The following is a 24,059-nucleotide window of genomic DNA, read 5'->3' on the forward strand; positions in this document are numbered from 1 at the left end:
TCGTCTCCTAGTGATGACGTCCCCCATCGCGTGTGGAGGATCGTTGTAATGAAACTGCCGGTTTGCTTCGATGGCGTGCGTCAACAGGCTATCGAATCGCAACAGAGCTTACGTGGCTCGGCTGATGACGTCTTGGCAGTCTCAGCACTGGAAACGTACGAAATCGGCACAACCGGGGCCAAAACGAACATGGCTCCCGAAGGAGCCATGCATTAACACCACTGTCTGGATCGCGCTGCCGAGGCTAGCCGGAATGCTCTTCCGTTTGCTTGGCGGCGTACATGGCCTGGTCGGCATAGCGCATCAGCTGTGCGATGTCGGCGCCGTGCTCGGGATAGTGCGCAACCCCGACGCTGGCGGTGACCGCCAGGCCCAGGCCGGTGGCCAGCAGCATAGGCGCCGCCAGCACCTGGTGGATCTTGTCGACGATCTGCAGCGTGTCATCGGCCACCAGCACTTCTTCCACGATGATGACGAACTCATCCCCGCCGAGCCGCGCCACGGTGTCCGATACGCGCACGCAGTGCTTCAGCCGGTGCGCCACTTCGCGCAACAGCAGGTCGCCGCAGGCATGGCCGTGTTCGTCGTTGACTTGCTTGAACTTGTTCAGGTCGATGAACAGCAGGGCCAGCCGGCCCTGGTGGCGCTGGGCGCGCGCCACCGCCATCTGCAAGCGGTCGAGGAACAGCCGGCGATTGGGCAGCTGGGTCAGTTCATCGTGCTGGGCCATGAAGCGCAGCCGGGAATGCAGTTGCTTGCGCTGGATCGCCGTCGCCACCTGATTGGACACAAACATCAGCAATTCCTGGTCCTGGTCGGTGTAGCCGGACTGCTCCGGCCCGTCGCCGCTCTGCAGCATCAGCACGCCGATGCTGCCTTGGCTGGTCGTCAGCGGCACGCCCAGCCAGCAATCCGGCAGCATGCCGTCCGCCTGCAATGCCGGCGGCAGCGCGGCGGCGGTGGCCGGCGTCAGCAGCACAGCTTGTCCGCTGCGCAGCACCTGCTCGCCCAGCCAGCACGCCAGCGGAGGCGGTGAGGCGCGGCCATGGGCGTTGACGTGATAGGAAAACTCCACGCATTCTTCCTTGTCGCTCCGTAGTGCGACCGCGAATCCGGGCGCCGGCAGCATGGCGCCGATAATCTGGTGGATCTGCTGGAACAAGGCCGGCAGGTCGTCGCTGGCATGCGCCGCTTCCGATATCGCATACAGCGCCGCCTGCATCGTTTCCGCCTGCTTGGTGGCGGTGATATCCCTGGCCACCGCCACGCGCAGCTGATCGGTCTCGGACCAGCGCGCCGACCACATGATGTGGACGATCTTGCCGTCCTTGCGGACGTAGCGGTTTTCAAAGCGGGAGGTGGGCTGGCCGTCCATGATGGCGCGCGCCGCCGCCAGTGTGCGCTCGCGGTCGGCCGGCGCCACCAAGTTGATCATCTGCATGCCGATCATTTCCTGCGGCGCATAGCCGAAGATGCGCTCGCAGGCGGCGCTGACAAACACGAAACGGCCGTCCGCATCGACCATGCAGACGGCGTCCATGAGCAAATCGGCAAAGCGGGCTATCGTGGCGGCTGTAGTTTTATGCATATCGGCCAATTCTAGTACCGAATATCGCTGTCCAAGACAATTCCCCCGCAGATTGTGACCAAAGACCAACACCCACGGACTAGGGTTGGTGCAAGACTATTTTGCAATATTGACTCTATCAAAATGCCACCTTGCATTAAATGTGGCGATCTCGTACTGCTATCCTATCGCAATAATCTGGTTCAGAGCATCGCAGGCCAGTACAAACACATCTTCCGGCGCTCGTTTCATCGGATGCGCTTTCGCTCCCCGGCATTTCCAGTCATACGATTTAGGCTGGTGCGCCAGGATATAGCTTACAACGCCGCGTGTGCCGACAAATCGAATCGCAAACGGGTTGGTGTCGTTGTAGGATGCGGTCGTCATCGGCAGGCCAATAACGATACCAGTGCGCTCGTTAAATGCCTTGGGTGACAGCACCAGCAGAGGATGTGTGTCCTTGATTTCGCGGCCTGCCTGTGGGTTGCAATCAATCCAGATGACATCGCGCCGATCGGGTGACCATGTCTTTTTGGCCGCCATCAGATTTCCTCGACGCCCACCGGCGCCGTCGCCATCACCTCGCCGCCATGGATGGCCGGATCGAACAGCGCCAGTTTCTGAGCCAGCGACAGCTTGGGAGCCCCCACCGCCCGCACAGTAACGCCAGATTCTTCCAGCACCACCTCCACCGGCTGCCCTACTGAAAAATGCGCGGATCTGGCAATCGCCGCCGGGATACGCACCGCCAGGCTATTGCCCCACTGTTGAATGGTAAGATTTACTGATTTTGCCATGATATCCTCCCGATGTATCGACAAGTATATACATGGTCCGGTCCATGTCAACGGGCCGGAACGCCATGACAAAAAGGGGACACCGGCTGCCCTTTTACGTCCTTCCGGTTGCCAATAGCAAGCGATCACCGTTACAATTTCCCGGTCGGTCTCCCCGTGCCGGCATACCAAAGGAAATACCCCTTAATGCCCACACTGGTCCGCGCAGCCGTACTCACCAACTTCCTGGAAGTCGCCCTGCACCTGGGCCTGAATCCACAAGCCGAACTGGCCGAGGTGGGACTGAACAAGAAGATGTTGCAGGACCCGGACTTTTCCATCCCCGTGCACGCCGCCGTGCAATTGCTGGAAAACGCCGCCGCCCGCAGCGGCTGCCCCACTTTCGGCCTGCGCATGGCCGAGTCGCGCCAGTTTTCCGACCTGGGCGCGGTGGCCCTGCTGCTGACCCACCAGGCCACACTGCGCGATGCGCTGAATGTGACGGTGCAATACCGCCATCTGCTCAACCGCGCGCTGGCCATCTATCTCGAAGAAGCGGGCGACATGGTGATCATCCGCGAGGAAGTGGTGACCGACACCCCGCTGCCGGCCCGCCAGGCCATCGAACTGGCGCTGGGCGTGATGGCGCGGCTGTGCGCCAGCCTGCTGGGCGCGGCATGGCGCCCGGCCAGCGTCAATTTCAGCCACGATGCGCCGGAAGACAGCCGCATCCACCGCCGCGTGTTCGGTTGCCCGGTGCAGTTCGGCGCCGAGTTCAACGGCATCGCCTGCCCTGCCGCCGCCTTCGACGCGCCCAACCCGCGCGCCGATCCCGCCATGGCGCGCTATGCGCAGCGCTTTGTCGACTCGCTGCCGGCCGTGGGAGAAGCGTCGCTGGTGTTCGAGGTGCGCAAGGCGATCTACCTGCTGCTACCGATGGGCCGCGCCACCATCGAGCAGATCGCCCAGGCGCTGGGCATGAACGTGCGCACGCTGCAGCGCCGTCTGGAGGACGACGGCGCCAACTTCAGCGACTTGATCAACGAAGTGCGGCGCGACCTGGTGCAGCGCTATATGAACAACCCCAGCTACTCGCTGGCGCGCATCGGCGACCTGCTGGGCTATTCCATGGCCAGCAGCTTCACGCGCTGGTTCACCGCCCAGTTCGGCGCGACGCCGGCCGCGTGGCGGGCCGCCAACGGCAAACCCTACGCGAGCCCGGTGTAAGCCTTTAAGGCAGGCTGAGGATCATCTTGACGCTGTCGTCCAGCGCCGCCTTGTCGATGTAGCCGATGGCTTTCGGATCGGCCGCGACAGCCTTCTTGACCTCCGCATTCGAACCGAATTCCCTCGGCGCCGTGGCCTTGCCGGTAAACACCAGCTTGGACCAGATCGCCTTTACCTGCGCCGGGTCCTTGTCCGCCACCTTGTGATAGAACTCGGCGCGGATGGCCGAGCTCTCCGCCTGGTCGACCGGCGTGAACATATTCGATTTACCGAGGAAGAACTGGGCCGCCTGCTCCGAGAACATGCGGGTGGCCGGGTTGGCCTTGTTGACGATGACGACGGTTTCCGCGCGCGCCGTCAGCGCGGCTGCGCACAACATGGCGGCGAGATTCAGCTTATGCATGGAGGGTTCCTTAGAAGACAAAATCAAGCGAGGCGGCGGCCACGGTCACGCTGCGCTGCAAGCCGGCGGCCGGTGCGTAGATCAGCATGCCGTTGCGCTGGTGCGGATGGACCCGGTCCACTTGCACCTTGAGGTCGATGGACTTGGTGAAGTCCCAGCGCACGCCCAGCGTATCGGAACTTTGCTCCGACGCGGTCAGCGCGCCGCGCACCGCGCCGGACAAGGCGCCGCTGGCCGGGAAGCCCGCCGGCAGCGTGATCGAGGTACCGGCGCTCTTGGCCACCGCGTGGGTGTAGTAAGGCAGCACCTTGCCGATGCGGTAGCCGGCCATGGCGTACCAGGAATTGGTGTCGGGGATGTAGACCTTGTCCTTGGCGCGCCGCTGGCCGTACTCCGCCTGCAGCAGCAGCTTGTTCCAGTCCAGCGTGGCGCCGACGGCGGCGAAGGTCATCTTCTTGCCGCTGACCGCGAGGTCGTCGCCCAACTGGCCGAAGCCGGCGTTGCGCAGCGTGCCGGCCAATGCATTGACCGGCGTGATGTCGTTGCTGCTCATGGATGCGCCCAGCCAAGCCGCGCGCAGCGTCAGCGGGCCGTGCTCGGCCGATACGCTCAGGCCGCGCACCGGCGCGCGGTAGGTCGCCACCGTGCCGGTGCTGACCAGGAACAGCTTGCCCCGGCTGACACCCAGCACGCCCTGCGCGTTCAGCGTGGTGTCGCCCAGCGCGTGCTGGTAGTTGAAGTCGATGCCGTCGCCCGACTCGATCGGCGCCTGCGCGTACATCTCGACCGGCGGCCGCATCATGGTGTTGGCGTAGCCGACGTTCTGGTAATCCGAGATCATGAACACCGGCAGCGCGACGCGGCCGACGCGCACGTTCAGTTCATCGGTGGCCTTGTACTTGAGGAAAGCCCAGGTCAGGTCGGTGGTAAAAGTCGGGCTGGTATTCTTGCGGGTCAGCACCTGCACGGTGTCGGACAGGCGCTCGTTGAAGCCATAGCTCGCCTGCAGGCCCAGATTGGTGTCCAGGCCGATACGGGCCTGGTCGCCGATGCCTTCGGCCTGGTTGTAGCGGACAAACTGCGCTTCATTGGTGTTGCTCTTGGCGACGCCCAGCGAGCCGAAGCCGCTGATGTTCAAGCTGCCCTGGTCGGCGCCGGCGTGGCTGCACGCGGTTAGCACAGCGCAGGCCAATATCGTTTTTTTCATGGTGATCCCTATCGTTTTAGTTTACAGGCCCCAGTGCATCAGCAACATCACCAATGCAGCCAGGAACACTGTCTCTCCCACCATCAGCGCGATCGGCTTGATGCCGACCGCCGCCAATTCCTTCAGCTGGGTTTTCATGCCCAGCGCACTGATCGCGATGGTCAGCGCCCAACGCGATGCGTCGTTGCCCAGTTGTTGCACGGCCGCCGGCACCCAACCGGTGCTGTTGATGCAGGCCAGTACCAGGAAGCCGACCGCGAAGCCGGGCAGCAGCGGCGGCCGCTTGCCGCCCTCGCCTGCACTGGCGCTCTGCGCGCGCGTGACCAGCGTGGCGCACAGGATCACCGGCAGCAGCATCGCCACCCGCATCAGCTTGACCACGGTGGCGGCGTCGCCGGTCTCGCGCGACATGCTGTAGCCGGCGCCGACCACCTGGGCGACGTCGTGGATGGTCCCGCCCAGGAACACGCCGGCCTGCTGCGGCGACAGCTCGAACCAGCGGCATATCATCGGGTAGGCGATCATCGCCACCGTCGACAGCGCCGACACGCCGATCACCGTGAACAGCGTGGCTTTTTCCTTTTGCGGATGCGCAGGCAGCGCGGCGGCCAGCGCCAGCGCGGCCGAGGCGCCACAGATCGCCGTGGCGCCCCCGGTCAGCAGGCCGAACAGCCGATTGAAGCCCAGCGCCTTGGCCACCACGATGGACAGCAGGATGGTGACGGTGACGATCAGTACCACCATCACCACCGGCCGCCAGCCCAGCGCCGCCATCTGCGCCAGCGTCAGGCGCAGGCCCAGCAGCGCCACGCCCAGCCGCAGCACGGTGCGCGCCGTGTATTCGATGCCGGGCTTGCACTGGCCCTCGGCCGACAGGAAATTCAGCGCCATGCCCAGCAACAGGGCAAACAGCATCACCGGCGCGCCGTAGTGCTCGGACAGGAAACTGGCGGCGGCGGCCACCATCGCGCTGACGACGAAGCCCGGCGCCAGCGCGCGCGCACGTTGATGGGCACTGCTCAGGACTGCGGTATTCATGTTGTGGACTCCGGGCCGGGCAGGCTCAGATAAACCCTGCCCTCTTCAATGTGGATGGGATAGGTGACGACTTTCACCGTCGGCACGTTTTGCAGGCAGCCGGTGGCGAGGTCGAAGCGCAGGCCGTGCGCCGGGCACTGCACCTTGCCATCGACCACCTTGCCGCCCGCCAGCGAGGCGCCCTGGTGCGGGCAGCTGTCGTCCAGCGCGTAGTAGCGGCCGTCGGCGTGGAACAGGGCGATGCACCAGCCTTCCAGCCGCAGCCAGGCGTGACCGCCCGCCGCCGGCAGCCGGGCGGGCTCGATTTCAATGCGGAAGCTCATCAGGCTGGCGAGTCGGCGTCGGCCAGCGCGTCGCGCATGGCGGCCAGCAGCGCCGCCGGCGCCTGGGCGCCGGTCAACGTCAGCCTGCCATTGATGGAGAAGAACGGCACGCCGCTCATGCCGGCGCGCACGTCGGCGGAGCGGTATGGCGTCTCGGCGCCGCGCAATTCGGCCTGCATGGCGGCGCGGTCCAAGCCGGCCGCCTCGCCGTGCGCCAGCAGCACCACCGCATTGCCGATGTCGTCGCCTTCCTCGAAATAGGCGCGCAGCAGGCGCTCCAGCAAATCGTCGCGCTGCGCCGCGCTGGCGTGCAGGCCGGCCCAGGCCAGCAACCGGTGGGCGTCGGCCGTACTCGGCATGACGCCGATGGCGCCGTAGTCGATGCGGACGCCGGCGGCGTCAGCCGCGCGCTGCACCATGGCCTGGCGCTGGCGCATCGCCGCTTCTCCGCCCAGGCGCTGGCGATAGAAAGCCTCGAACGGCCAACCCTGCGACGGCACGGTCGGCAGCAGCTGCACGCCCAGCCAGTGCAGCTGCACTTCCACCTCCGGCCGTTCGGCGCGCAGCTGCGCCAGCGCGTCCTGCAGATGGCGCTTGCCGATCAGGCACCACGGACAAATGAAATCGAAGCCGACGTGGAGATTCAAGGTGGTACTCATGCTGCCTCTTTCAGTTGCAGGTTGGCGGCGTTGCGCACGTCGAGCAGGTAGTGGCGGCGCGCATAGACGAACACCAGGGCCGCCACCACGCTCACCAGCGGCACCAGCCGGCAGGCCGTCGCCAGGCCGTAGCGGTCGGCCAGCACGCCGGTCAACAGCGGACCAGGCGCCAGGCCCAGCAGGTTGTTGGCCAGGGTCAGCGTGGCGAACGCGGTGCCATGCACCGAGCGGTGGGTCAGGTTGGCGACCATCGCCCCGACCGGGCCGGTGGTGCCGGCGGCCAGGAACATGCCGGCGCAGATCAACACCATCTGCGGCACGCCCGGCGCCAGCGCAAAGGCCAGCGACAGCAACAGGCAGCTGAGCACGCAGTAGGCGATCGCCAGCGAGATCTTGCGTTCGGGCGCATTGCGGCACATGCGGTCGCTCAGCATGCCGCACAGGATCATGCCGGCGCCGCTGGCCAGCACCACCACCGCCGCACCCAGGCCGGCGCGGTCCGCGCCCAGGCCGTAGTAGCGATTGATGAAACTGGGCATCCAGACGATGAAGGCGCCGCCCACCAGCAGCTGCAGGCCGCTGCCGACATACACGGCGCGGATCGAGGCGCTGTTGAACAGGCTGCGCAGCGGCGCGCGTTGCCGGCCATCATTCGCGCTGCGGCCGGGGGCGATGCGCGCCTCGCGCACCAGCATTGGATACAGCAGCGCCAGCGCCAGGCCGAACAGCGCCATGCCGCCGAAGGCCCAGCGCCAGCCCAGGTGCGCGGCGATGCCGCCGCCCAGGCCCATGCCCAGCACCGAGCCGAACATGCCGCCGGCCATGAAGGCGCCGGTCAGCGTGGCCCGCAAATGCCTGGGGAACACCGACAGCACCACCGCCAGGCCGACGCTGCCATACGCAGCCTCGCCGACGCCGACCAGGAAGCGCGCCGCAAACATCTGTTCGTAGTTCTGCGCCAGGCCGCAGCCCAAGGTGGCCAGGCTCCACAGCACGGCCATCAGCACCAGGCAGCGCACCCTGCCCCAGCGGTCCGCCAGCAGCGACAGCGGGAAGGTCAGCAAGCCCACCATCAGCGCGACGATGCCCGAGAGCAGGCCGAGACGGGAGTCGCTCAGCAGCCACTCGCTTTTCAGCAGCGGGAACACGGCGTTGAGCACCTGGCGCGACATATAGTCCGAGATCAGCAGCCCGAAGGTCAGCGCGAACACCAGCCAGGCATAGGGCCGCGCGATGGCCGGATCGTCGTCGCCGGCGTCGGTGTTGGGATGGAAGGCCATGATGCTCAGGTCCGCAGCGGTACGTTCTTCTGGCCGCGTGCGCGGTTCGGCGCCATGCCGTTCATGCGCAGCGTTTCCTCGGCATCCTTGTACTGCACGCCGATGCGGTAGATCTGGCGCGCTTCCTTGCCGCTGGCGATCTCGCGCCCCAGTTCACGCGCCACGCGCACGCACTGCTCGATCTGCTGCACCGACGTCATGCGCTGGCCCAGTTGGCCGATCAGCGTGTCCTCGGTGCCGCAGCGTGGATGCATGCCCATCGCCATCGACATCATGTTAAACGGCAGTACGTTCTTCAGCAGCGATTCGGCCGTGATGCAGGCGCCGTCCGGCGCGCGGCGGATGAAGTCCATGAAGTTGAACGGATTGGGGCCGTCGAAGCCGCCGCCGATGCCGATCCACGTCAGGTTCAGCGGGCCGGTGTAGACGCCCTTGCGCACCAGGCGGTCCAGCGTTTCCAGCGCGTGCATGCCGGTCAGCTGGAAGTGCGGCTGGATGCCGGAAGCCTGCAGGCGCTTCAGGTGCTCGGCCACCCAGGCCGGGCCGGCCGGCACCGTCATTTCGCTGTAGGCCGCGTGCATCATCGGCGAGGCCAGCGAGGTGCCTTCCAGGTATTCCGGATACAGCAGCTCCATGATGTTCATCTGGGTGGTGTTGATCGCCACGGTCACCTGGTCCGGCTTGGGATCGAGGTCGGCCAGCATGTGGCGGGTGTCGTCGGACAGCCATTTGGCGGCCTGGCCGTCGTCTTCCGGCGCGAACGAGATCGAGCCGCCGACCTGGATGATCATGTCCGGCACGCGGGCGCGCACGCCGGCGATCAGCTCATTGAACTTGGACAGGCGCTTGCTGCCCTTGCCATCGAGTTCGCGCACATGCAGGTGCAGCACGGTGGCGCCGGCGTTGTAGCAGTCGACCGCCTTCTGGATCTGTTCTTCCATGGTCACCGGGATATCTTCCGGGAAGTCTTCAGGCGCCCACTCCGGGCCGTACGGCGCGGTGGTGATGACTACCTTGTCCTGGTTCTCCGGGTGCAGGGAATCGTCGAGAAATTGCATGGTGTCTCCTTGGTTTTTTAATAGGGTACGTCGCCGACGATGCCTGCCCGTTCCATCCTGCGATGGCATGGCGGGTAGTCCATCACGGCATAGTGTTGGGTCGCGCGGTTGTCCCAGATCGCCACGCTGTCCGGCTGCCAGCGCCAGCGCACCTGGTATTCGGGGATGTAGGCCTGGCTGATCAGATAGCTGAGCAACTGGCTGGCGCCCGGATTGGCGTCCTGGCCGTAACGCACGCGATCGGGCGTGTGGTAGTTGCTGATGTGGGTGGTGAAGGCATTGACGAACAGGATCTTCTCGCCAGTCTCGGGATGGGTGCGCACCACCGGATGCTCGGCGTCGGGGAACTGCGCCTTCAACGCGTGGCGCTTCTCGATCGGCATCGCTGCGCCGAAGCTGGCCTCAATGCTGTGGCGCGCGCGCAGGCCTTCGATCTTCAGCTTGATATCGTCCGGCAGCCGCTCGTAGGCCAGCGCCATATTGGCCCACATGGTGTCGCCGCCGACCGGCGGGCACTGGACGCAGCGCAGCACCGCGCCGAACTGCGGCGCGTTGCGCCAGGTGGCGTCGGCATGCCAGGCGTTTTCGTAGCGGTCGGCCGGCTGGTCGGGGCTCTTGTAGATCTGCACCAGGCCCGGATGATCGGGATCGCTGCCCGCCACCGGATGGTCTTCCAGCTCGCCGAACTTGCGCGCGAAGGCCACATGCTCGGCGCGGCTGAAGTCCTGGCCGCGCAGGAACAGCACGCGGTGGCGCAGCAGCAGTTCGCGGATGTCGTCGAACAGGAAGTGGTCGTTGATGGCGTCGGCCAGGTTCACGCCGTGCAGCTGGGCGCCGATGGCGCAGGTCAGTTGTTCTACTCGCATCGCATACTCCTCAGATCACGAAGATCGACGAACCGGTGGTCTTGCGGGCTTCCAGGTCGCGGTGCGCCTGCACCGCGTCTTCCAGCGCGTAGTGCTGGTTGATCTCGATCTTGATGCGGCCGCTGCCGACATGGTCGAACAGCTCGCCGGCCAGCGCGGCCTTCTCCGCCGGATCGGCGATGTAGTCGGCCAGCGCCGGACGGGTGACGAACAGCGAGCCTTTCATCGCCAGCAGCACCGGATCGAACGGCGGTACCGGGCCGGAAGCGGTGCCGACGCAGACCAGCAGGCCGCGCTTGCGCAGCGAATCCAATGAGGCCATGAAGGTGTTCTTGCCGACGCTGTCGTACACCACGTCGACGCCGACGCCGCCGGTCAGCGCGCGCACGCGCTCGGCGACGTTCTCGGTGCTGTAGTTGATCACGTGGCTGCAACCGTGGGCCAGCGCCAGTTCGGCCTTGGCCGGCGTCGACACGGTGCCGATCACGTTCAGGCCAAGCAGCTTGGCCCATTGCGAGACGATCATGCCGACGCCGCCGGCGGCGGCGTGCAGCAGGATGGTGTCGCCGGGCTTGAAGTCGCGGATGCGGCGCATCAGGTAGGCCGCGGTCAGGCCGCGCATGGTGGCGGCGGCGGCGGCTTCGAAGGAGATGGTCTCCGGCAGCTTGATCAGCGGCGCGGCGGATATCACCCGTTCGCTGCTGTAGGCGCCCAGCGTGTTGATAAAGCCGGTGTAGGTGACGCGGTCGCCCAGCGCCAGGTGGCTGACGCCCTCGCCCAGCGCTACGACCACGCCGGAAGCTTCGACGCCGATGCCATTCGGCAGCGGGATCGCGTAGGTGCCGTTGCGAAAGTAGGTATCGGCGTAGTTGATGCCGACCGCCACATGGCGCACCCGCACCTCGCCGGGGCCCGGATCGCCAACTTCGACCTGCTCCAGGTACAGCACTTCCGGTCCACCGGTGGTGTTAAAACGCACTGCCTTTGCCATGCCATGTCTCCTTGTTCTTTACTTGTGGTGCGTGCCGCCCAGTGTTTTATCGAGTATAGCCCCGGTCTTCCGGCCGGAATCGAACATAGGACGACAGCGCGTTCTCATTTCGCGACAGTCTTCTTCAGCAGCCGCTCCAGCAGCGCCGCCGCTTGCGGCCAGGGGCCGTAACCGGAGGCCGGATTCAGGTGGCCTACCTCGCCCAGTTCCACCAGCTCGGCGCCCCAGCCATCGGCCAGCGCGCGTACCGCCTCCAGGCTGGCCAGGTGGTCGTTGCTGCTGGCCGCCACCAGCGCCGGGAACGGCAGGCGCCGGCGCGGCAGCGGCGTCCAGCCGTTGGCCGCCAGGGTGGCCGGACGCGGATAGGGTTCCGGCCACTCGGCGTTCAAATCGGGAGGCGTGACCAGCAGCGCGCCGGCGATCGGGCGCTGGTGGCATGCAGCCCAATGAGCCACCATCAGCACGCCGGCGCTGTGGGCGACCAGGATCACCGGTCCCTCGATGGAGGCGATCTCCGCGTCCAGCGCCGCCACGCGCGCCTCGCAGCTCAAGCCGTCCACCTCCAGCGGCGGCACGGTGCGCGCGCCGGGCGTGGCCTCGGCCAACAGGGTTTGCCAGTGCTGCGGCACATGGTCGCGCAGGCCGGGCACGATCAGCAGGGTCGGTGTCCTGGCCGCGTCGGCGTCGCGGGCCGGGGCGGCGCTTTTCAACTGGTAGTCGCGGAACTGCTGGCGCAGCACCAGCTTTTGCAGCTTGCCGGTGGCGGTGTGCGGCAGGCGGTCGACAAACACCACTTCGTCCGGGCACCACCAGCGCGCCACCCGCGTAGACAGGTGTGCCAGCAGCTCGGCCGCCGCGACGTTCTGGCCGGGCTTGCGCACCGCGATCAGCAGCGGGCGTTCCTGCCAGGTCGGATGGGCGACGCCGATCACCGCCGCTTCGGCGATGGCAGGATGGTCCATGGCGGCGTTTTCCAGATCGATCGAGGAGATCCACTCGCCGCCGGACTTGATGACGTCCTTGGCGCGGTCGGTGATCAGCATGTAGCCGTCCGCGTCGATGGTGGCGACATCGCCGGTGTCGAAATAGCCGTCGGCATCCAGCAGCTCGCCGGCACTGCCGCCGTAGTAGGCGCTGGCTACCCAGGGACCGCGCAACAGCAGGCGGCCGGCCGCGCTGCCATCGTGCGGCAGCGCCTTGCCTTCGTCGTCGACAATCTTCAGCGTCACCCCGAACACCGGGCGGCCCTGCTTCATCTGCTGCTTGCGATAGGCTGCTTTATCCAGCTTGTGGTGCTTGGCCATGGGCCGGCACACGGTGCCCAGCGGCGACAGCTCCGTCATGCCCCAGGCGTGCAGCACTTCGGCACCGAAGCGGTCCTCGAAGGTCTCGATCATCGACAACGGCGCGGCGGCGCCGCCGATCACCACGCGCCGCAGGCACAGCTCCTCCCGTGGATCGAGCGCCTGCTGTTCGACATGGCGGAACAGCATCAGCCACACCGTTGGCACGCCCAGCGCCAGCGTAACCTGCTGCTCGCGCATCAGCTGGTAGACGCTGGCGCCGTCCAGCGACGGGCCGGGGAACACCAGCCGTGCGCCGCACAACGCGCCTGCATACGGCATGCCCCAGGCGTTCACATGGAACATCGGCACCACCACCAGCGCGGTGTCGGCGCCGGACAGCCCCAGGCCGTCGACGCCGCAGGCCGCCATCGCGTGCAGCACGGTTGAGCGGTGCGAATACAACACGCCCTTCGGATTGCCGGTGGTGCCCGAGGTGTAGCACAGCGCCGCGGCGCTGCCCTCGTCCAGTTGCGGCCACAGGAACTGCTCGCTTTCCGTCGCCAGCAGCTCCTCGTAGCAGCCGATCACCGGCAAGGGAGGCATGTGGGCGCGGTCGGTCAGCGCATAGAAGCCGCGCACGCTCCTCATCTTCGGCATCAGGTCCGACACCAGGCCGGCAAAGCCGATGTCGAAGAACAGCAGCTGGTCTTGCGCGTGGTTGGCGATGTACTCGATCTGCTCCGGGAACAGGTGCGGGTTGATCGTGTGCAGCACGGCGCCGATGCCGGCCACCGCGTAATACAGCTCCATGTGGCGGTAGCCGTTCCAGGCCAGCGTGGCCACCCGGTCGCCCGGCTTGACGCCAAGACGCAGCAAGGCGTTCGCCAGCCGGCGGGCGCGCCGTCCGAGCGCGCCGTAGGTGCAGGTGTGGACCGGACCTTCCGACGTGCGCGACACGATTTCCCGGTCCGGGTGGGCGTGGCAGGCGTGCTCGATGAGCGACGATACCAGCAGCGGTTGGTGCTGCATTAGTCCTAGCATTGCAAACTCCTTATGTGGATTCCTTGGCCTGCATTTGCAGCAGTGCGCGGCGCACCGAGGCGGCGAACCAGCGCCCGCCCTGCAGACCCGGCACGCCGTTCCGGTTGAGGGTGGCGGCGATCTTGTTGTACGAGGCGCCGCAGGCGCGCAGCGTCTGCAGCTGCGCCGTCAGCGCGGGCGAGGCCGGCGGCGCGCCGGCGCTCATTTGACTTTCCTCAGCAGGAAGTGCGACAGCGCCGGCACCAGCACCAGCGCGCCCACCATGTTCAGCGTGAACATGAAGGTCAGCAGCACGCCCATGTCGGCCTGGAACTTGATCGGCGACCAGGCCCAGCACACCACGCCGGCCGCCAGCGTCACGCCCACCAACGCCACCACCTTGCCGGTGAACTGCAAGGCGTGGCTGTAGGCGTCCGCCAGCGAGGCGCCGGCGCGTTGCTGCGCCAGCTGCACCGACACCAGGTACAGCGCGTAATCGACACCGATGCCCACGCCCAGCGCGATCACCGGCAAGGTGGCGACCTTGACGCCCATGCCCAGCAAGACCATCAGCGCCTCGCACAGGATGGAGGTCAGCGCCAGCGGCAGCACCGCCACCAGCACCGCGCGCCAGCTGCGGAAGGTGACCCAGCACAGCACGATGACGGCGGCGTACACGTACAACAGCATCTTGTGGTTGGCTTCACGCACCACGATGTTGGTGGCGGCCTCGATGCCGGCGCTGCCGGCGGCCAGCAGGAACTGGCGTTCCGGCGTGCTGTGGGCGGCGGCGAAGGCGGCGGCGGCTTCGGTCACCCGCTCCAGCGTCTCGGCCTTGTGATCGGACAGGTAGGCGATCACCGGCATCAGCGCGCAATCGCGGTCGAACAGCTCGGGGTTGTTGACCGACGCCTGCTGCACGCCGTAATTGAGCACGTCCTGGTTGCGCGACAGCGTCAGCCACTTCGGGCTGCCCTCCGAGGTGCCGGCGGTGATCTGGCGCACGGCGTCGGCCAGCGACACCGTGGTCTGCACGCCGGGCACCTGCTTGAGCGCCCAGGCCAGGCGGTCGGCCTCCATCAGCGTTTCGTATTTGAGGCAGCCCTCCTTCGGCGTCTTGACCATCACCGCGAACTGGTCGGACGACAGCGAATAGTTGGCGGTGATGTAGGCGTTGTCGCGGTTGTAGCGTGAGTCGGCGCGCAGCTCGGGCGCGCCGGGATCGAGATCGCCGATCTTCAACCGGGTCGACAGCGCGTAGCCGCCCACCGCCAGCAGCAGCGCGGCGGCGACGGTCACGCCGGCCCAGCGCGGCGTGGCGAAGCGTTCCAGCCCGCGCCACAGGCGTTCCATGCCGCGCGGCGCGCCGGTGTGCACGCGCATGGCGCGGGCCGCCGCCGCCGGCGACACGCCGACATACGACAACAGCACCGGCAACAGCAGCAAGTTGGTGAAGATCAGCACCGCCACGCCGATGCTGGCGGTCATGGCCAGGTCGCGGATCACCGGGATATCGATCATCATCAGCACCGCGAAGCCGACCGCGTCGGCCAGCAGCGCGGTCAGGCCGGCCAGGAACAACCGGCGGAAGGTGTAGCGCGCCGCCACCAGGCGGTGCGTGCCGCGCCCCACGTCCTGCATGATGCCGTTCATCTTCTGCGCGCCGTGCGAGACGCCGATGGCGAACACCAGGAACGGCACCAGGATCGAGAACGGGTCGAGCGAAAAGCCCAGCGCCGCCACCAGGCCCAGTTGCCACAGCACCGCCGCCAGCGAGCAGGCGACCACCAGCGCGGTCGAACGCACGCAGCGGGTGTAGGCGTAGATCACCAGCGTGGCGATGGCGGCGGCGGCGCCGAAGTACATCAGCACCTGCCGCATGCCGGCCAGCAGTTCGGCGATCAGTTCGGCGAAACCGATCACGTGGATCTTCACCGGATACGCGGCCGACTGGTGCGCCTGCACCGTCTTCTCAATGGCCTGCGCCAGCTCGCGGTAGTCGATCGCCTTGCCGCTGGCGGGATCCTTGTCGAGCAGCGGCACGAACACCATGGTCGACTTGAAGTTATTCGCCACCAGGCTGCCGACGATGCCGGAGCGCGCGATGTTGATCTTCAGCTGCTCGACGGTGCGCGCCGAGCCGTCGTACCCGTCCGGCATCACCGGGCCGCCCTGGAAGCCCTCCTCCGTCACCTCGGTCCAGCGCACCGACGGCGTCCACATCGATTTCATCCAGGCGCGGTCGACGCCGGGCGTCAGGAACAGGCTGTCGTTGACCTGCTTGAGCGCCTCCAGGTAGCGCGGCTCGAAGATATCGCCCTGCGGGTTCTCCACCACCACCCGCAGCGCGTTGCCCAAGCCACGCAGGGCCGGCTTGTGCAGCAGGTAGTTCTGGATGTAGGGCTGGCCTTGCGGCAGCATTTTTTCGAAGCTGGCGTTCAGGCTCAAACGGGTGGCGGCCAGCCAGCCCAGCGCCAGCGTGGCCAACGCGCACAGCACCACCATCGCCATGCGGTGGTTGAACACCAGCCGTTCCAGCCAGTTGCCCGAGCGGCGGTCGAAACCCGCCAGCTCGCGCACCACCGGCATATCATCCGGTCGATTGTCCGGTCCATTGCATCTCATGTCCATATTTGTCTTTCTATTTGAGTGGCTGTACGCGCAGGCCGCGCGCGCCGCCGATCAGCAGGCGCTGGCTATCCAGCGGCAGCGCGGCGGCGGCGGATCCCGGCGGTATGCCGGCCATCGGCGCGAAACTGGCGCCGCCGTCGCGGCTGCGCAGCAGCTGGCCGGACTGGCTGACCAGCAGCAGTGCGCCGTCGGCCAGCACGGCGCCGGCGGTCAGGCCGGTCTGGGTGCCGGTGTTGGCGCGCTGCCAGTTGCGGCCGCCGTCCTCGCTGTGCAGCGCGGTGCCGCGCAGGCCGTAGACCAGCAGCGTGCGGGCGTCGCCGGTGACGCCGAGGAAGCTGCCCTGGTAAGGCGTGGGCAGCGCCTCGAAGCGCTCGGCGCCGGCGGTGCGGCGCAGCACCAGCCCCTGTTCGCCGACGATGTACAGCGCGTCGCCGACCATCCGGATGGCGTTCAGGTGCAGCGCGCGCGGATTGTCCAGCAGCTCTTCGCAATGGCGCCAGCTGCGGCCGCGGTCATCGCTGCGCAGTGCCAGGCCGAAGGCGCCGATGGCCAGGCCGTGGCCGGCGTTGTCGAACCAGATATCGAGCAGCGGCTTGTCGCCGGCCAGCACATCCCTGCGGCCGTCGTATTGGCGGCGCCAGCTGGCGCCGCCGTCGGTGGTGTGCAGCACCACGGCGTCGTGGCCGACCGCCCAGCCTTCGTGCGCGTCGGCGAAGGTCAGCGCCACCAGGTCGGTCGACAGCGGCACGCTGGCCTGTCGCCAGCTGCCGCCCTGGTCGTCCGAGTACAGCACGTGGCCGCGCTGGCCGACCGCCACCAGGCGCTTGCCGGCGGCCGCCACGCCGTTGACCAAGGTGCGGCTGGCCAGAGGGCTGGGCTGGGCCGGCAGGACCAGCGGATCGACAAAGCCGGCCGGCGCGGCGGATGCCGGTGACATGCTCAGGGCAACGGCCAGGGCCGGCGCCAGCAAACGGAAAACTGAAAACATAGGGGACTCGCAAAAGACTACCGGCCCGGAAACCGTCATTCCCGCGCAGGCGGGAATCCATACTTTGCCGGGCAGGATACTCAGCATGGGTTCCCGCCTGCGCGGGAACGACGGGGTTGGTGCTGTGGCCTTAGCGCACGCCGGCGCCGGACAGCGCTTCCGGCGACCACTGGGCAGGCTTCAACGGATCGATGTATTTCAGACCGCCGTACGGACCGGACATGCCGGTCAGGTTGTAGGCCCCGCTGACGAAGTCATAGATCACGTGGTTGCCGGTGTAGGTGGCCTGCACGTCGTACGCATAGATCAGGTGATCGAACGAAGAGCGGTACAGCTGGCCGCGGCCGTCGTACTGGTCCGACGCCAGCGCCACCCAGCTGTCCTCGTCGATGTAGAAGGTGCGCTTGCCGTAGATGTGGCGCTTGCCCGGCTTGAGCGTGGCCTCGACCACCCACACGCGGTGCAGCTCCCAGCGCACGAAGTCCGGATTCAGGTGATTGGCCTTGACCACGTCCGCCACCACCTTGGCGCCGAACAGCGCGTATTCGCCGTATGGCACGATCATCTCCTTCTTGCCGACCAGCTTGAAATCGAAGCGGTCCAGCGCGCCGTTGAAGATCCAGGCGTCGTCGTAGGTGGCGGCGCCGGCGGCGCCGGGATTCGGCGTGTCGTAGGCGACGTCCGGCGCCAGCTTGACGCGGCGCTGGCCCGGCAGGTACTGCCACACCTTCCTCGGCTGCACCGACGGATTGACGGCGTCGAACGCCATCAGGCCTTCGCCGGCGCGGCGGGCCGGCGCCAGGTAGGTCAGCTTGGTGCGGAAGAAGACGTCGTTCTGTTTGGCCACCTCGGTGTGCTTGGGATCGGCCAGCGGGAATTCCTCGAAGATCTCGCCGGCCGTGGCCAGGCTCGGCGTGCCGGAGGAATCGACGTTCCACGATTCATACTTGGTGGTGAAGGCCTGGCCCTGGTAGCGCAGCAGGTGATTCCACATCACCTCGTTGCCGGTCTTGGGGATAGGGAACGGCACGCCGGACAGCGCGTTCTCCACGCCGACGCCGCCGTCGGTGGCCTTGGCGTTGACGGCGTTGAGCGCGGTGTTATCCAGCTGCGCCTTGGGCAGCGCCACGGTGCGGTGGGTTGGATAGACGTCGACCCGGAAGCCGGGATAGCGCTTGAGCAATTCGCGCGTGCCGGCGGTCAGCTTGTCTTCCATGCCGGCCAGGTTCTTGCCGGTGATGACCAGGCGCGGCTTCTCGCCCGCATACGGGTCGGGACGCACGCCGCTGCCCTTGACGTAGCCGGCCGGCGGCGACGCCAGGCCGCCGGTGTACTCGGGGATGGTGCCGTCCTTGTTGCCAGCCTTCTCGGCGCCGACCGCGGTCAGCGTGGCGCCCAGTTGACGGGCTTCTTCCGGAGTGACGGCGGCCTGGACGGCGAAAGCGGCCATCAGCGCGGTCAGCATGAGGGTTTGTGTACAGTTCATGATGGATCCCAAATCAGAAGGTGGTCTTGAAGGTCGCGGCCAGGAAGCCACGGTCTTTGAGCAGCGAGGTGACGCCGCCGAACGACGTCACGGCGCCGCTGGTTGGATCGGTCGCCAGCGGACCGAAGAAGCTGACGTACTTGAGATCGAAGCGGTACTTCTGGCGCACGTCGAACGACACGCCGAGCGAGTAGTTGCCGGCGCCCTTGTTGCCGCCCGCCTGCACCGCCGAATTGCCCTTTATGCCGACCGAATAGGCCAGCGGCATCGACACGTCGACACCCGGCAGCGCCTGGAACCAGGTCGAGCTGTAGGTGGCCGACATGGCGTAGAAGTCATGGCTGACCTTGTCGACGCCGTTGTAGCTGTCGCGGCCACGGAAGAACTGCGGATTCTGCGTCAGTCCGGCCACGCGGTTCCAGACGAATTCCACCGCCCAGGTGGAGGCGTCGGCCACCGGCGTCCTGGCGGTGGTGCCGAGGAAGTTCAGCACGCCGTGGATGGTGTTGCCGCGCGTGCCGCTGACCTCGCCCTGCTTGGGCAGGTCGGCCGCCACCACCACCAAGGTTGGCGCCACCTTGGCGTTCAAGGCGTTGAGCACGGCGACGTTGGTGCCGACCGGCATCAGCAGCGCCGGGGTGGAATAGATCGGCATATTGCGGCGGTAGGACAGGTCCGCGCCCACCGCCACGCCGGCCACGCTCCTCGACAGCGACAGGCCCAGCACGTCGATGCCGCTGGCGTATTCGAGCTGGTATTCGTTGCCGCCCAGCTGGCCCGGATAGAACAGGCAGTTGTTGCCCGCCACCGCCGCGCCCGGAATAAATCCCTTGCAGACGGCCTGGCCGACCGCGCCGGCGCCGAACAAGGCGGTCGGCAAGCCGGCCAGGCGCACGTTGGCCTGCGGCAGCAGGTCGGAGGTGCGGCGCAGGTACAGGCCGGCAGTGCCGTCCAGCCATTCCGGGCTCCAGCGCGTGGCGACGCCGAAGTCGCCGCTGTTGGGCGCGCGGCTGTCGGCGCGGCGCGCGGCGGGCGCGCCCAGCGGGCCGAGGATGAACGATTCGCCGCCCTGGAAGGCGTAGTCGTAAAAGCCGAGGAAGGAGCCCGACTCCGGCAGGCGCGCCGGCTTCCAGTTGAAGAAGTACTGCGCCGCGAAGCCCAGTTCGGCGGTCGGCGAGAATTGCGCCGACACGGCCTGGCGCGGCAGGAACAGTTCCTTGGCCTCGGAGCCCGGCACCGAATAGCCCTTCAGCAGGTCGACCGGCGACTGGCCGTAGCTGACGCCGTGGATCGGCGTCAGCAGGCTCTCGCCCCAGTACACGGTATACTGGCCCAGCTTGACGTTGACCGGCATGTCGGCCACTTCGAAATTGCCGAACACGAAGGCATCGAGCACCTCGCCCGAGGCGCGGTGGTAGCGCTTGGTGTAGTTGGACAGGCCGATCGCCGGCTTGCCGCCGTCGGTGTGGTTGGAGCTGGCGACGTTGGTGTTGTCCAGGCTGCCGTAGGCGCCGTCATACCAGGCCGCGCCCGAGATGCGCATCCCCATGCGCTTCTCGAACACCAGGTCCAGCTCGGTCATCAGGTCGAGCCGGCTGGAGACCATGCCCTTGTTGAAATTGCGGTCGCCGTCGTCGTAGTTGGCCGACTTCAGCAGCGAGGCGTTCTGGCCGCTGAGGCGGTGGCCGTAGTTGTACTTGATGGTGTTATCGAAACGCAGCGCCAGGTCGGGGTTGCCGGTATCGATCTCGGCCGCCTGGGCGCCGCCGATGGCGCACAGGGCGGCAGCGGCGGCGATCGCGTGGCGGACCAAAGGTGCAGGGCGCAAAACGGCTGTGGCGGCGCCCCGGGGCGCGCCAGTGGTGGTGATGTGCATCGTGCTGTCTCCAGATGTTGTGGCCGCCGATCAATGCCGGACTTATGGTGTCCGGTCGGCGTCGACGGTAAGCCATCATAGAATTCGTCGCTTGCAGTCGCGCATCCATTTGATGACGACCACTTCGCATTTCACGACAGGTATGCACCAACCGCACAGTAGCGGGCGCTTTGCGCCAGCACAGATAGGCCTCGCCTCTTCCGCCGTAACCTATCCGCTTAATCCGGGGTGCAAAGATGGCGATGACTGCGGCGGCAGAACGGGTGCTGCGTGAATATGTGCGGCGAGCTCAGACAGAGGGAGAGCTTGAAAAGCTGACGATCACTAATGCAGTCAGGCTGACGCCACAACAGCAGGAAACGTTGAAATTCTTGCTAGCCGCACTGTGGGATAAGCAAGACTATCAATGCCCTGCCGTGTTGCCGCTCAAGCCAAATCATGGCTACCAGAGTCGCGTTTTAAAGGATGGATACACAGGCCAGCAATTTATTGACTGGTTAGTCATCGGTTGTTCTGATGCCGCGACCGCCAGCGCGGCCACCGATGGCACACGCGTTCATCTGGGCTCCGGCCCCATGCAAGACGCTACAAGCAGAACATACAATCTGATTGTCCCGATCCGGTCAGATATCCACGGCAGCGTGTACATCGATGACGTCATACCGAAAGGACTGCCGGCGATACGCAGAAAAGGAGGGAGCAGTCCCCGTGGCTGATCCTAAAGACTGTTACCCGCTCGCTGCCGAGGCAAGTAACACTGAACGATAGGGGCTGTAGGACTGCAGGATCAATATATCACGACCCGCGTGATAGTCAAACGCCTTGGCTTTAGCAGCGCTCAAAGATGACGGCGATGCCCTGCCCGCCGCCGATGCACATCGTCACCAGCGCATAGCGGCCGCCGCCGCGGTGCAGCTCGTGGATGGCCTTGGTGGCGATGAAGGCGCCCGAGCATCCGACCGGATGGCCCAGCGCGATCGCGCCACCGTTCGGATTGGTCCTGGCCGGGTCCAGCTCCAGCGCGCGGCTGACCGCCAGCGCCTGCGCCGCGAACGCTTCGTTTGACTCGATCACGTCCATCTGGTCGATCCGCAGGCCGGCCTTGGCCAGCGCCAGCCGGGTGGCCGGGATCGGCCCTTCGCCCATCAGCTCGTTCGACACACCGGCCACCGCATAGCCGGCCAGGCGCGCCAGCGGCCGCTGGCCGTTGCGCGCGGCCACGGCGGCGTCGGCCAGCAGCAGGAAGGCGGCGCCGTCGTTGATGCCGGACGCGTTGCCGGCCGTGACCGAGCCGTCCGGCTTGAAGGCCGGCCGCATCGCCGCCAGCGTCTCCAGCGTGGTGTTCGGCTTCACATGCTCGTCGGTGTCGAACACGATGTCGCCCTTGCGGGTCTGCCGCAGCACCGGCACGATCTGGCCGACGAAGCGGCCCTCGGTGATCGCCATGCCGGCGCGGCGCTGCGACTCCAGCGCGAACGCATCCTGCTCGGCGCGCGTGATGCCCCACTTGGCGGCCAGGTTCTCGGCCGTGATGCCCATGTGGCCGACGCCGAACGGGTCGGTCAGCACCGCCACCATCATGTCGATCGCCTTGGCGTCGCCCATGCGGGCGCCGCCGCGCAACGCCGGCAGCATGTAGGCGCCGCGCGACATCACTTCGACGCCGCCGCCCAGGCCGTATTCAAAGTCGCCCAGCTGGATGCCCTGCGCGGCGTTAACCACCGCCTGCAAGCCGCTGGCGCACAGGCGGTTGACCTGCATCGCCACCGAATCCTTGCCCATGCCGGCGGTCACCGACGCCACCCGCGCCACATAGGCATAGCGGGCGTCGGTCGGGATGCAGGTGCCCACCACGGCATTGCCGACGGCGTCCGGCGCCACGCCGGCGCGGGCGATGGCGGCCCGCATCACTTGCGCGGCCAGGTCGGCCGGCTCCATGTCGGCCAGGCTGCCGCCGAAGGCGCCGATGGCGGAGCGTACTGCGCTTAAAACAACAACGTCTTGGGTCATGCTGATTCCTCGGTGCGGATTGATCGGCCGGTCAGTCTGGCGCGCCGGCGATGGCGTTGTCAATCGCCGGCGGCGCCCTGTCGTCAAGTGTCGAGACGCTGTCGCGATATGCAAACCCAACTGCATGTTTACAGCCGTCGGGCGCAGCGTTATAGTCTGAGCAACAAGCTAGCTAATCGGGCCACCCACCGGAGCGCCAAGGCATGAACCTGTCCCCCGACCATCCCACCAAACCCGTCATCCTGGTGGTTGACGACACGCCCGACAACCTGATGCTGATGGCTAACTTGCTCAAGGATAGCTACACCGTCAAGGCCGCCAACAATGGCGAGAAAGCCCTGCGGATCACCCGCGACCAGCCGCCGCCGGACCTGATCCTGCTCGACATCATGATGCCCGGCATGACCGGCCACGAGGTGGCGCAGCTGCTGCAGGCCGATCCGGCCACGCGCGACATCCCCATCATCTTCCTGACCGCGATGGCCTCCAGCGACGACGAGACGCGCGGCCTTGAAATGGGCGCGGCCGACTACATCACCAAGCCGATCAGCCCACCGGTGGTGCTGGCGCGGGTGCGCACCCAGCTCAAGGTCAAGGACGCGGCCGAGTTCCTGCGCGACCAGAACGCCTACCTGGAACGCGAAGTGCAGCGCCGCACGCGCGAACTGGGCGCGATCCAGGACGTCACCATCCACGCCATGGCCTCGCTGGCCGAAACGCGCGACAACGAAACCGGCAACCACATCCGCCGCACCCAGCACTATGTGCGGGTGCTGGCCGAACACCTGCGCGACCATCCGCGCTTCCGCCGCTTCCTCGACGCCGCCACCATCGCCCTGCTGTTCAAGTCGGCGCCGCTGCACGACATCGGCAAGATCGGCATTCCCGACCGCATCCTGCTCAAGCCGGGCCGCTTCACGCCGGAGGAATTCGAGATCATGAAGACCCACACCACGCTGGGCCGCGACGCCATCGCCCACGCCGAGCAACAGCTGGGCATGGACGTCGACTTCCTGCGCCTGGCCAAGGAGATCGCCTACGCCCACCAGGAAAAGTGGGACGGCAGCGGCTATCCCGAAGGCCTGGCCGGCGACGCCATCCCGATCTCGGCGCGGCTGATGGCGGTGGCCGATGTGTACGACGCGCTGATCAGCCGCCGCGTCTACAAGGAGGGCATGCCGCACGAGAAGGCGGTGCAGATCATCATCGACGGCCGTGGCAGCCACTTCGACCCCGACATCTGCGACGCCTTCCAGGCCTGCCTGCCGGCGTTCCAGCAGATCGCCGCGCGCTTCGCCGACAGCGACCACGACATGGCCAGGCAGGCCGCCGCGATGGCCCACATCGCGCCGGCGGCGTGAGCGGGT

General features: G+C 66.7%; 23 protein-coding genes and 1 pseudogene. 5 read left to right on the forward strand and 19 right to left on the reverse strand.

The features are described 5' to 3' along the window. The first annotated feature begins 48 nt into the window (after window positions 1-48). Window positions 49-216 carry a hypothetical protein gene (locus V6M89_RS04930; RefSeq protein WP_332852136.1) on the forward strand — a complete coding sequence of 56 codons (168 nt, stop codon included), beginning with the start codon at window positions 49-51 and terminating at the stop codon, window positions 214-216. 28 nt (window positions 217-244) lie between these two features. Here the strand turns inward: V6M89_RS04930 and V6M89_RS04935 are convergent, their stop codons facing one another. The 3 genes from V6M89_RS04935 to V6M89_RS04945 form a co-directional block, all read right to left on the reverse strand. Next, window positions 245-1,588, reverse strand: a complete 1,344-nt coding sequence (locus V6M89_RS04935; RefSeq protein ID WP_332852137.1) for a diguanylate cyclase domain-containing protein — start codon at window positions 1,586-1,588, stop codon at window positions 245-247. A 159-nt stretch (window positions 1,589-1,747) separates the two neighbouring features. After that, window positions 1,748-2,110, reverse strand: coding sequence for a type II toxin-antitoxin system PemK/MazF family toxin (locus V6M89_RS04940; protein ID WP_332852138.1), 363 nt, complete (start codon window positions 2,108-2,110; stop codon window positions 1,748-1,750). Further along, window positions 2,110-2,364 carry an AbrB/MazE/SpoVT family DNA-binding domain-containing protein gene (locus tag V6M89_RS04945; protein ID WP_332852139.1) on the reverse strand — a complete coding sequence of 85 codons (255 nt, stop codon included), beginning with the start codon at window positions 2,362-2,364 and terminating at the stop codon, window positions 2,110-2,112. Before V6M89_RS04945 ends, V6M89_RS04940 begins: the two co-directional genes overlap by 1 nt. A 186-nt stretch (window positions 2,365-2,550) precedes the next feature. Between V6M89_RS04945 and V6M89_RS30400 the strand changes: the two are divergent. Both V6M89_RS30400 and V6M89_RS30405 read left to right on the forward strand, forming a co-directional pair. Beyond that, window positions 2,551-3,147, forward strand: a pseudogene (locus V6M89_RS30400) (AraC family transcriptional regulator); the annotation flags it as partial. Between the two features lie 132 nt (window positions 3,148-3,279). Then, window positions 3,280-3,570: a helix-turn-helix domain-containing protein gene (locus V6M89_RS30405; RefSeq protein ID WP_442881951.1), complete on the forward strand. Its 291-nt coding sequence runs from the start codon at window positions 3,280-3,282 to the stop codon at window positions 3,568-3,570. Window positions 3,571-3,574: 4 nt separating this feature from the next. Here V6M89_RS30405 and V6M89_RS04955 read toward each other — a convergent pair whose 3' ends face one another. From V6M89_RS04955 to V6M89_RS05025, 15 genes are all read right to left on the reverse strand, one after another. Continuing rightward, window positions 3,575-3,973 (reverse strand): hypothetical protein, encoded by a 399-nt coding sequence (locus tag V6M89_RS04955; RefSeq protein ID WP_332852141.1) that lies wholly within the window; start codon window positions 3,971-3,973, stop codon window positions 3,575-3,577. 10 nt (window positions 3,974-3,983) lie between these two features. Continuing rightward, complete coding sequence (locus tag V6M89_RS04960; RefSeq protein WP_332852142.1) at window positions 3,984-5,180, reverse strand: porin; 1,197 nt, start codon at window positions 5,178-5,180, stop codon at window positions 3,984-3,986. Between the two features lie 21 nt (window positions 5,181-5,201). After that, window positions 5,202-6,218 (reverse strand): YeiH family protein, encoded by a 1,017-nt coding sequence (locus tag V6M89_RS04965; RefSeq protein WP_332852143.1) that lies wholly within the window; start codon window positions 6,216-6,218, stop codon window positions 5,202-5,204. Further along, a complete protein-coding gene (locus V6M89_RS04970) occupies window positions 6,215-6,541 on the reverse strand; it encodes a Rieske (2Fe-2S) protein (protein ID WP_332852144.1) in 327 nt (108 codons plus the stop codon). The genes V6M89_RS04965 and V6M89_RS04970 overlap by 4 nt, the downstream gene beginning before the upstream one ends. Next, window positions 6,541-7,200, reverse strand: a complete 660-nt coding sequence (locus V6M89_RS04975; protein WP_332852145.1) for a DsbA family oxidoreductase — start codon at window positions 7,198-7,200, stop codon at window positions 6,541-6,543. Before V6M89_RS04975 ends, V6M89_RS04970 begins: the two co-directional genes overlap by 1 nt. Then, window positions 7,197-8,480 carry an MFS transporter gene (locus V6M89_RS04980; protein ID WP_332852146.1) on the reverse strand — a complete coding sequence of 428 codons (1,284 nt, stop codon included), beginning with the start codon at window positions 8,478-8,480 and terminating at the stop codon, window positions 7,197-7,199. The genes V6M89_RS04975 and V6M89_RS04980 overlap by 4 nt, the downstream gene beginning before the upstream one ends. A gap of 5 nt (window positions 8,481-8,485) precedes the next feature. Next, window positions 8,486-9,538: a 3-keto-5-aminohexanoate cleavage protein gene (locus V6M89_RS04985; RefSeq protein WP_332852147.1), complete on the reverse strand. Its 1,053-nt coding sequence runs from the start codon at window positions 9,536-9,538 to the stop codon at window positions 8,486-8,488. Between the two features lie 17 nt (window positions 9,539-9,555). Then, window positions 9,556-10,404, reverse strand: a complete 849-nt coding sequence (locus V6M89_RS04990) for a TauD/TfdA dioxygenase family protein (protein ID WP_332852148.1) — start codon at window positions 10,402-10,404, stop codon at window positions 9,556-9,558. A 10-nt stretch (window positions 10,405-10,414) separates the two neighbouring features. Beyond that, on the reverse strand, window positions 10,415-11,395 hold the full coding sequence (locus V6M89_RS04995; RefSeq protein WP_332852149.1) for a quinone oxidoreductase family protein: 981 nt from the start codon (window positions 11,393-11,395) through the stop codon (window positions 10,415-10,417). A gap of 104 nt (window positions 11,396-11,499) precedes the next feature. Continuing rightward, window positions 11,500-13,722 carry a long-chain-fatty-acid--CoA ligase gene (locus V6M89_RS05000; RefSeq protein WP_332852150.1) on the reverse strand — a complete coding sequence of 741 codons (2,223 nt, stop codon included), beginning with the start codon at window positions 13,720-13,722 and terminating at the stop codon, window positions 11,500-11,502. Window positions 13,723-13,732: 10 nt separating this feature from the next. After that, complete coding sequence (locus tag V6M89_RS05005) at window positions 13,733-13,927, reverse strand: hypothetical protein (protein ID WP_332852151.1); 195 nt, start codon at window positions 13,925-13,927, stop codon at window positions 13,733-13,735. Next, window positions 13,924-16,326, reverse strand: a complete 2,403-nt coding sequence (locus tag V6M89_RS05010; protein ID WP_442881952.1) for an efflux RND transporter permease subunit — start codon at window positions 16,324-16,326, stop codon at window positions 13,924-13,926. Before V6M89_RS05010 ends, V6M89_RS05005 begins: the two co-directional genes overlap by 4 nt. 16 nt (window positions 16,327-16,342) lie before the next feature. Further along, complete coding sequence (locus V6M89_RS05015; protein WP_332852152.1) at window positions 16,343-17,320, reverse strand: WD40/YVTN/BNR-like repeat-containing protein; 978 nt, start codon at window positions 17,318-17,320, stop codon at window positions 16,343-16,345. 130 nt (window positions 17,321-17,450) lie between these two features. Next, the gene (locus V6M89_RS05020) at window positions 17,451-18,806 is read right to left on the reverse strand and encodes a DUF1329 domain-containing protein (protein ID WP_332852153.1); all 1,356 of its coding nucleotides are present in this window, start codon (window positions 18,804-18,806) and stop codon (window positions 17,451-17,453) included. Window positions 18,807-18,819: 13 nt separating this feature from the next. Continuing rightward, complete coding sequence (locus tag V6M89_RS05025) at window positions 18,820-20,682, reverse strand: DUF1302 domain-containing protein (protein ID WP_332852154.1); 1,863 nt, start codon at window positions 20,680-20,682, stop codon at window positions 18,820-18,822. Between the two features lie 236 nt (window positions 20,683-20,918). Here V6M89_RS05025 and V6M89_RS05030 point away from each other — a divergent pair, with 236 nt between their 5' ends. Beyond that, a complete protein-coding gene (locus V6M89_RS05030; protein ID WP_332852155.1) occupies window positions 20,919-21,398 on the forward strand; it encodes a hypothetical protein in 480 nt (159 codons plus the stop codon). A 112-nt stretch (window positions 21,399-21,510) separates the two neighbouring features. Here V6M89_RS05030 and bktB read toward each other — a convergent pair whose 3' ends face one another. Then, on the reverse strand, window positions 21,511-22,692 hold the full coding sequence (gene bktB / locus V6M89_RS05035) for a beta-ketothiolase BktB (protein ID WP_332852156.1): 1,182 nt from the start codon (window positions 22,690-22,692) through the stop codon (window positions 21,511-21,513). A 203-nt stretch (window positions 22,693-22,895) separates the two neighbouring features. On the opposite strand from bktB, the gene V6M89_RS05040 reads away from it, so the two are divergent. Beyond that, window positions 22,896-24,053, forward strand: a complete 1,158-nt coding sequence (locus V6M89_RS05040) for a response regulator (RefSeq protein ID WP_332852157.1) — start codon at window positions 22,896-22,898, stop codon at window positions 24,051-24,053. Window positions 24,054-24,059 lie beyond the last annotated feature (6 nt).

The sequence above is a fragment of the Duganella sp. S19_KUP01_CR8 genome, from assembly GCF_036688705.1.
Taxonomy (GTDB): Bacteria; Pseudomonadota; Gammaproteobacteria; order Burkholderiales; family Burkholderiaceae_D; genus Rugamonas.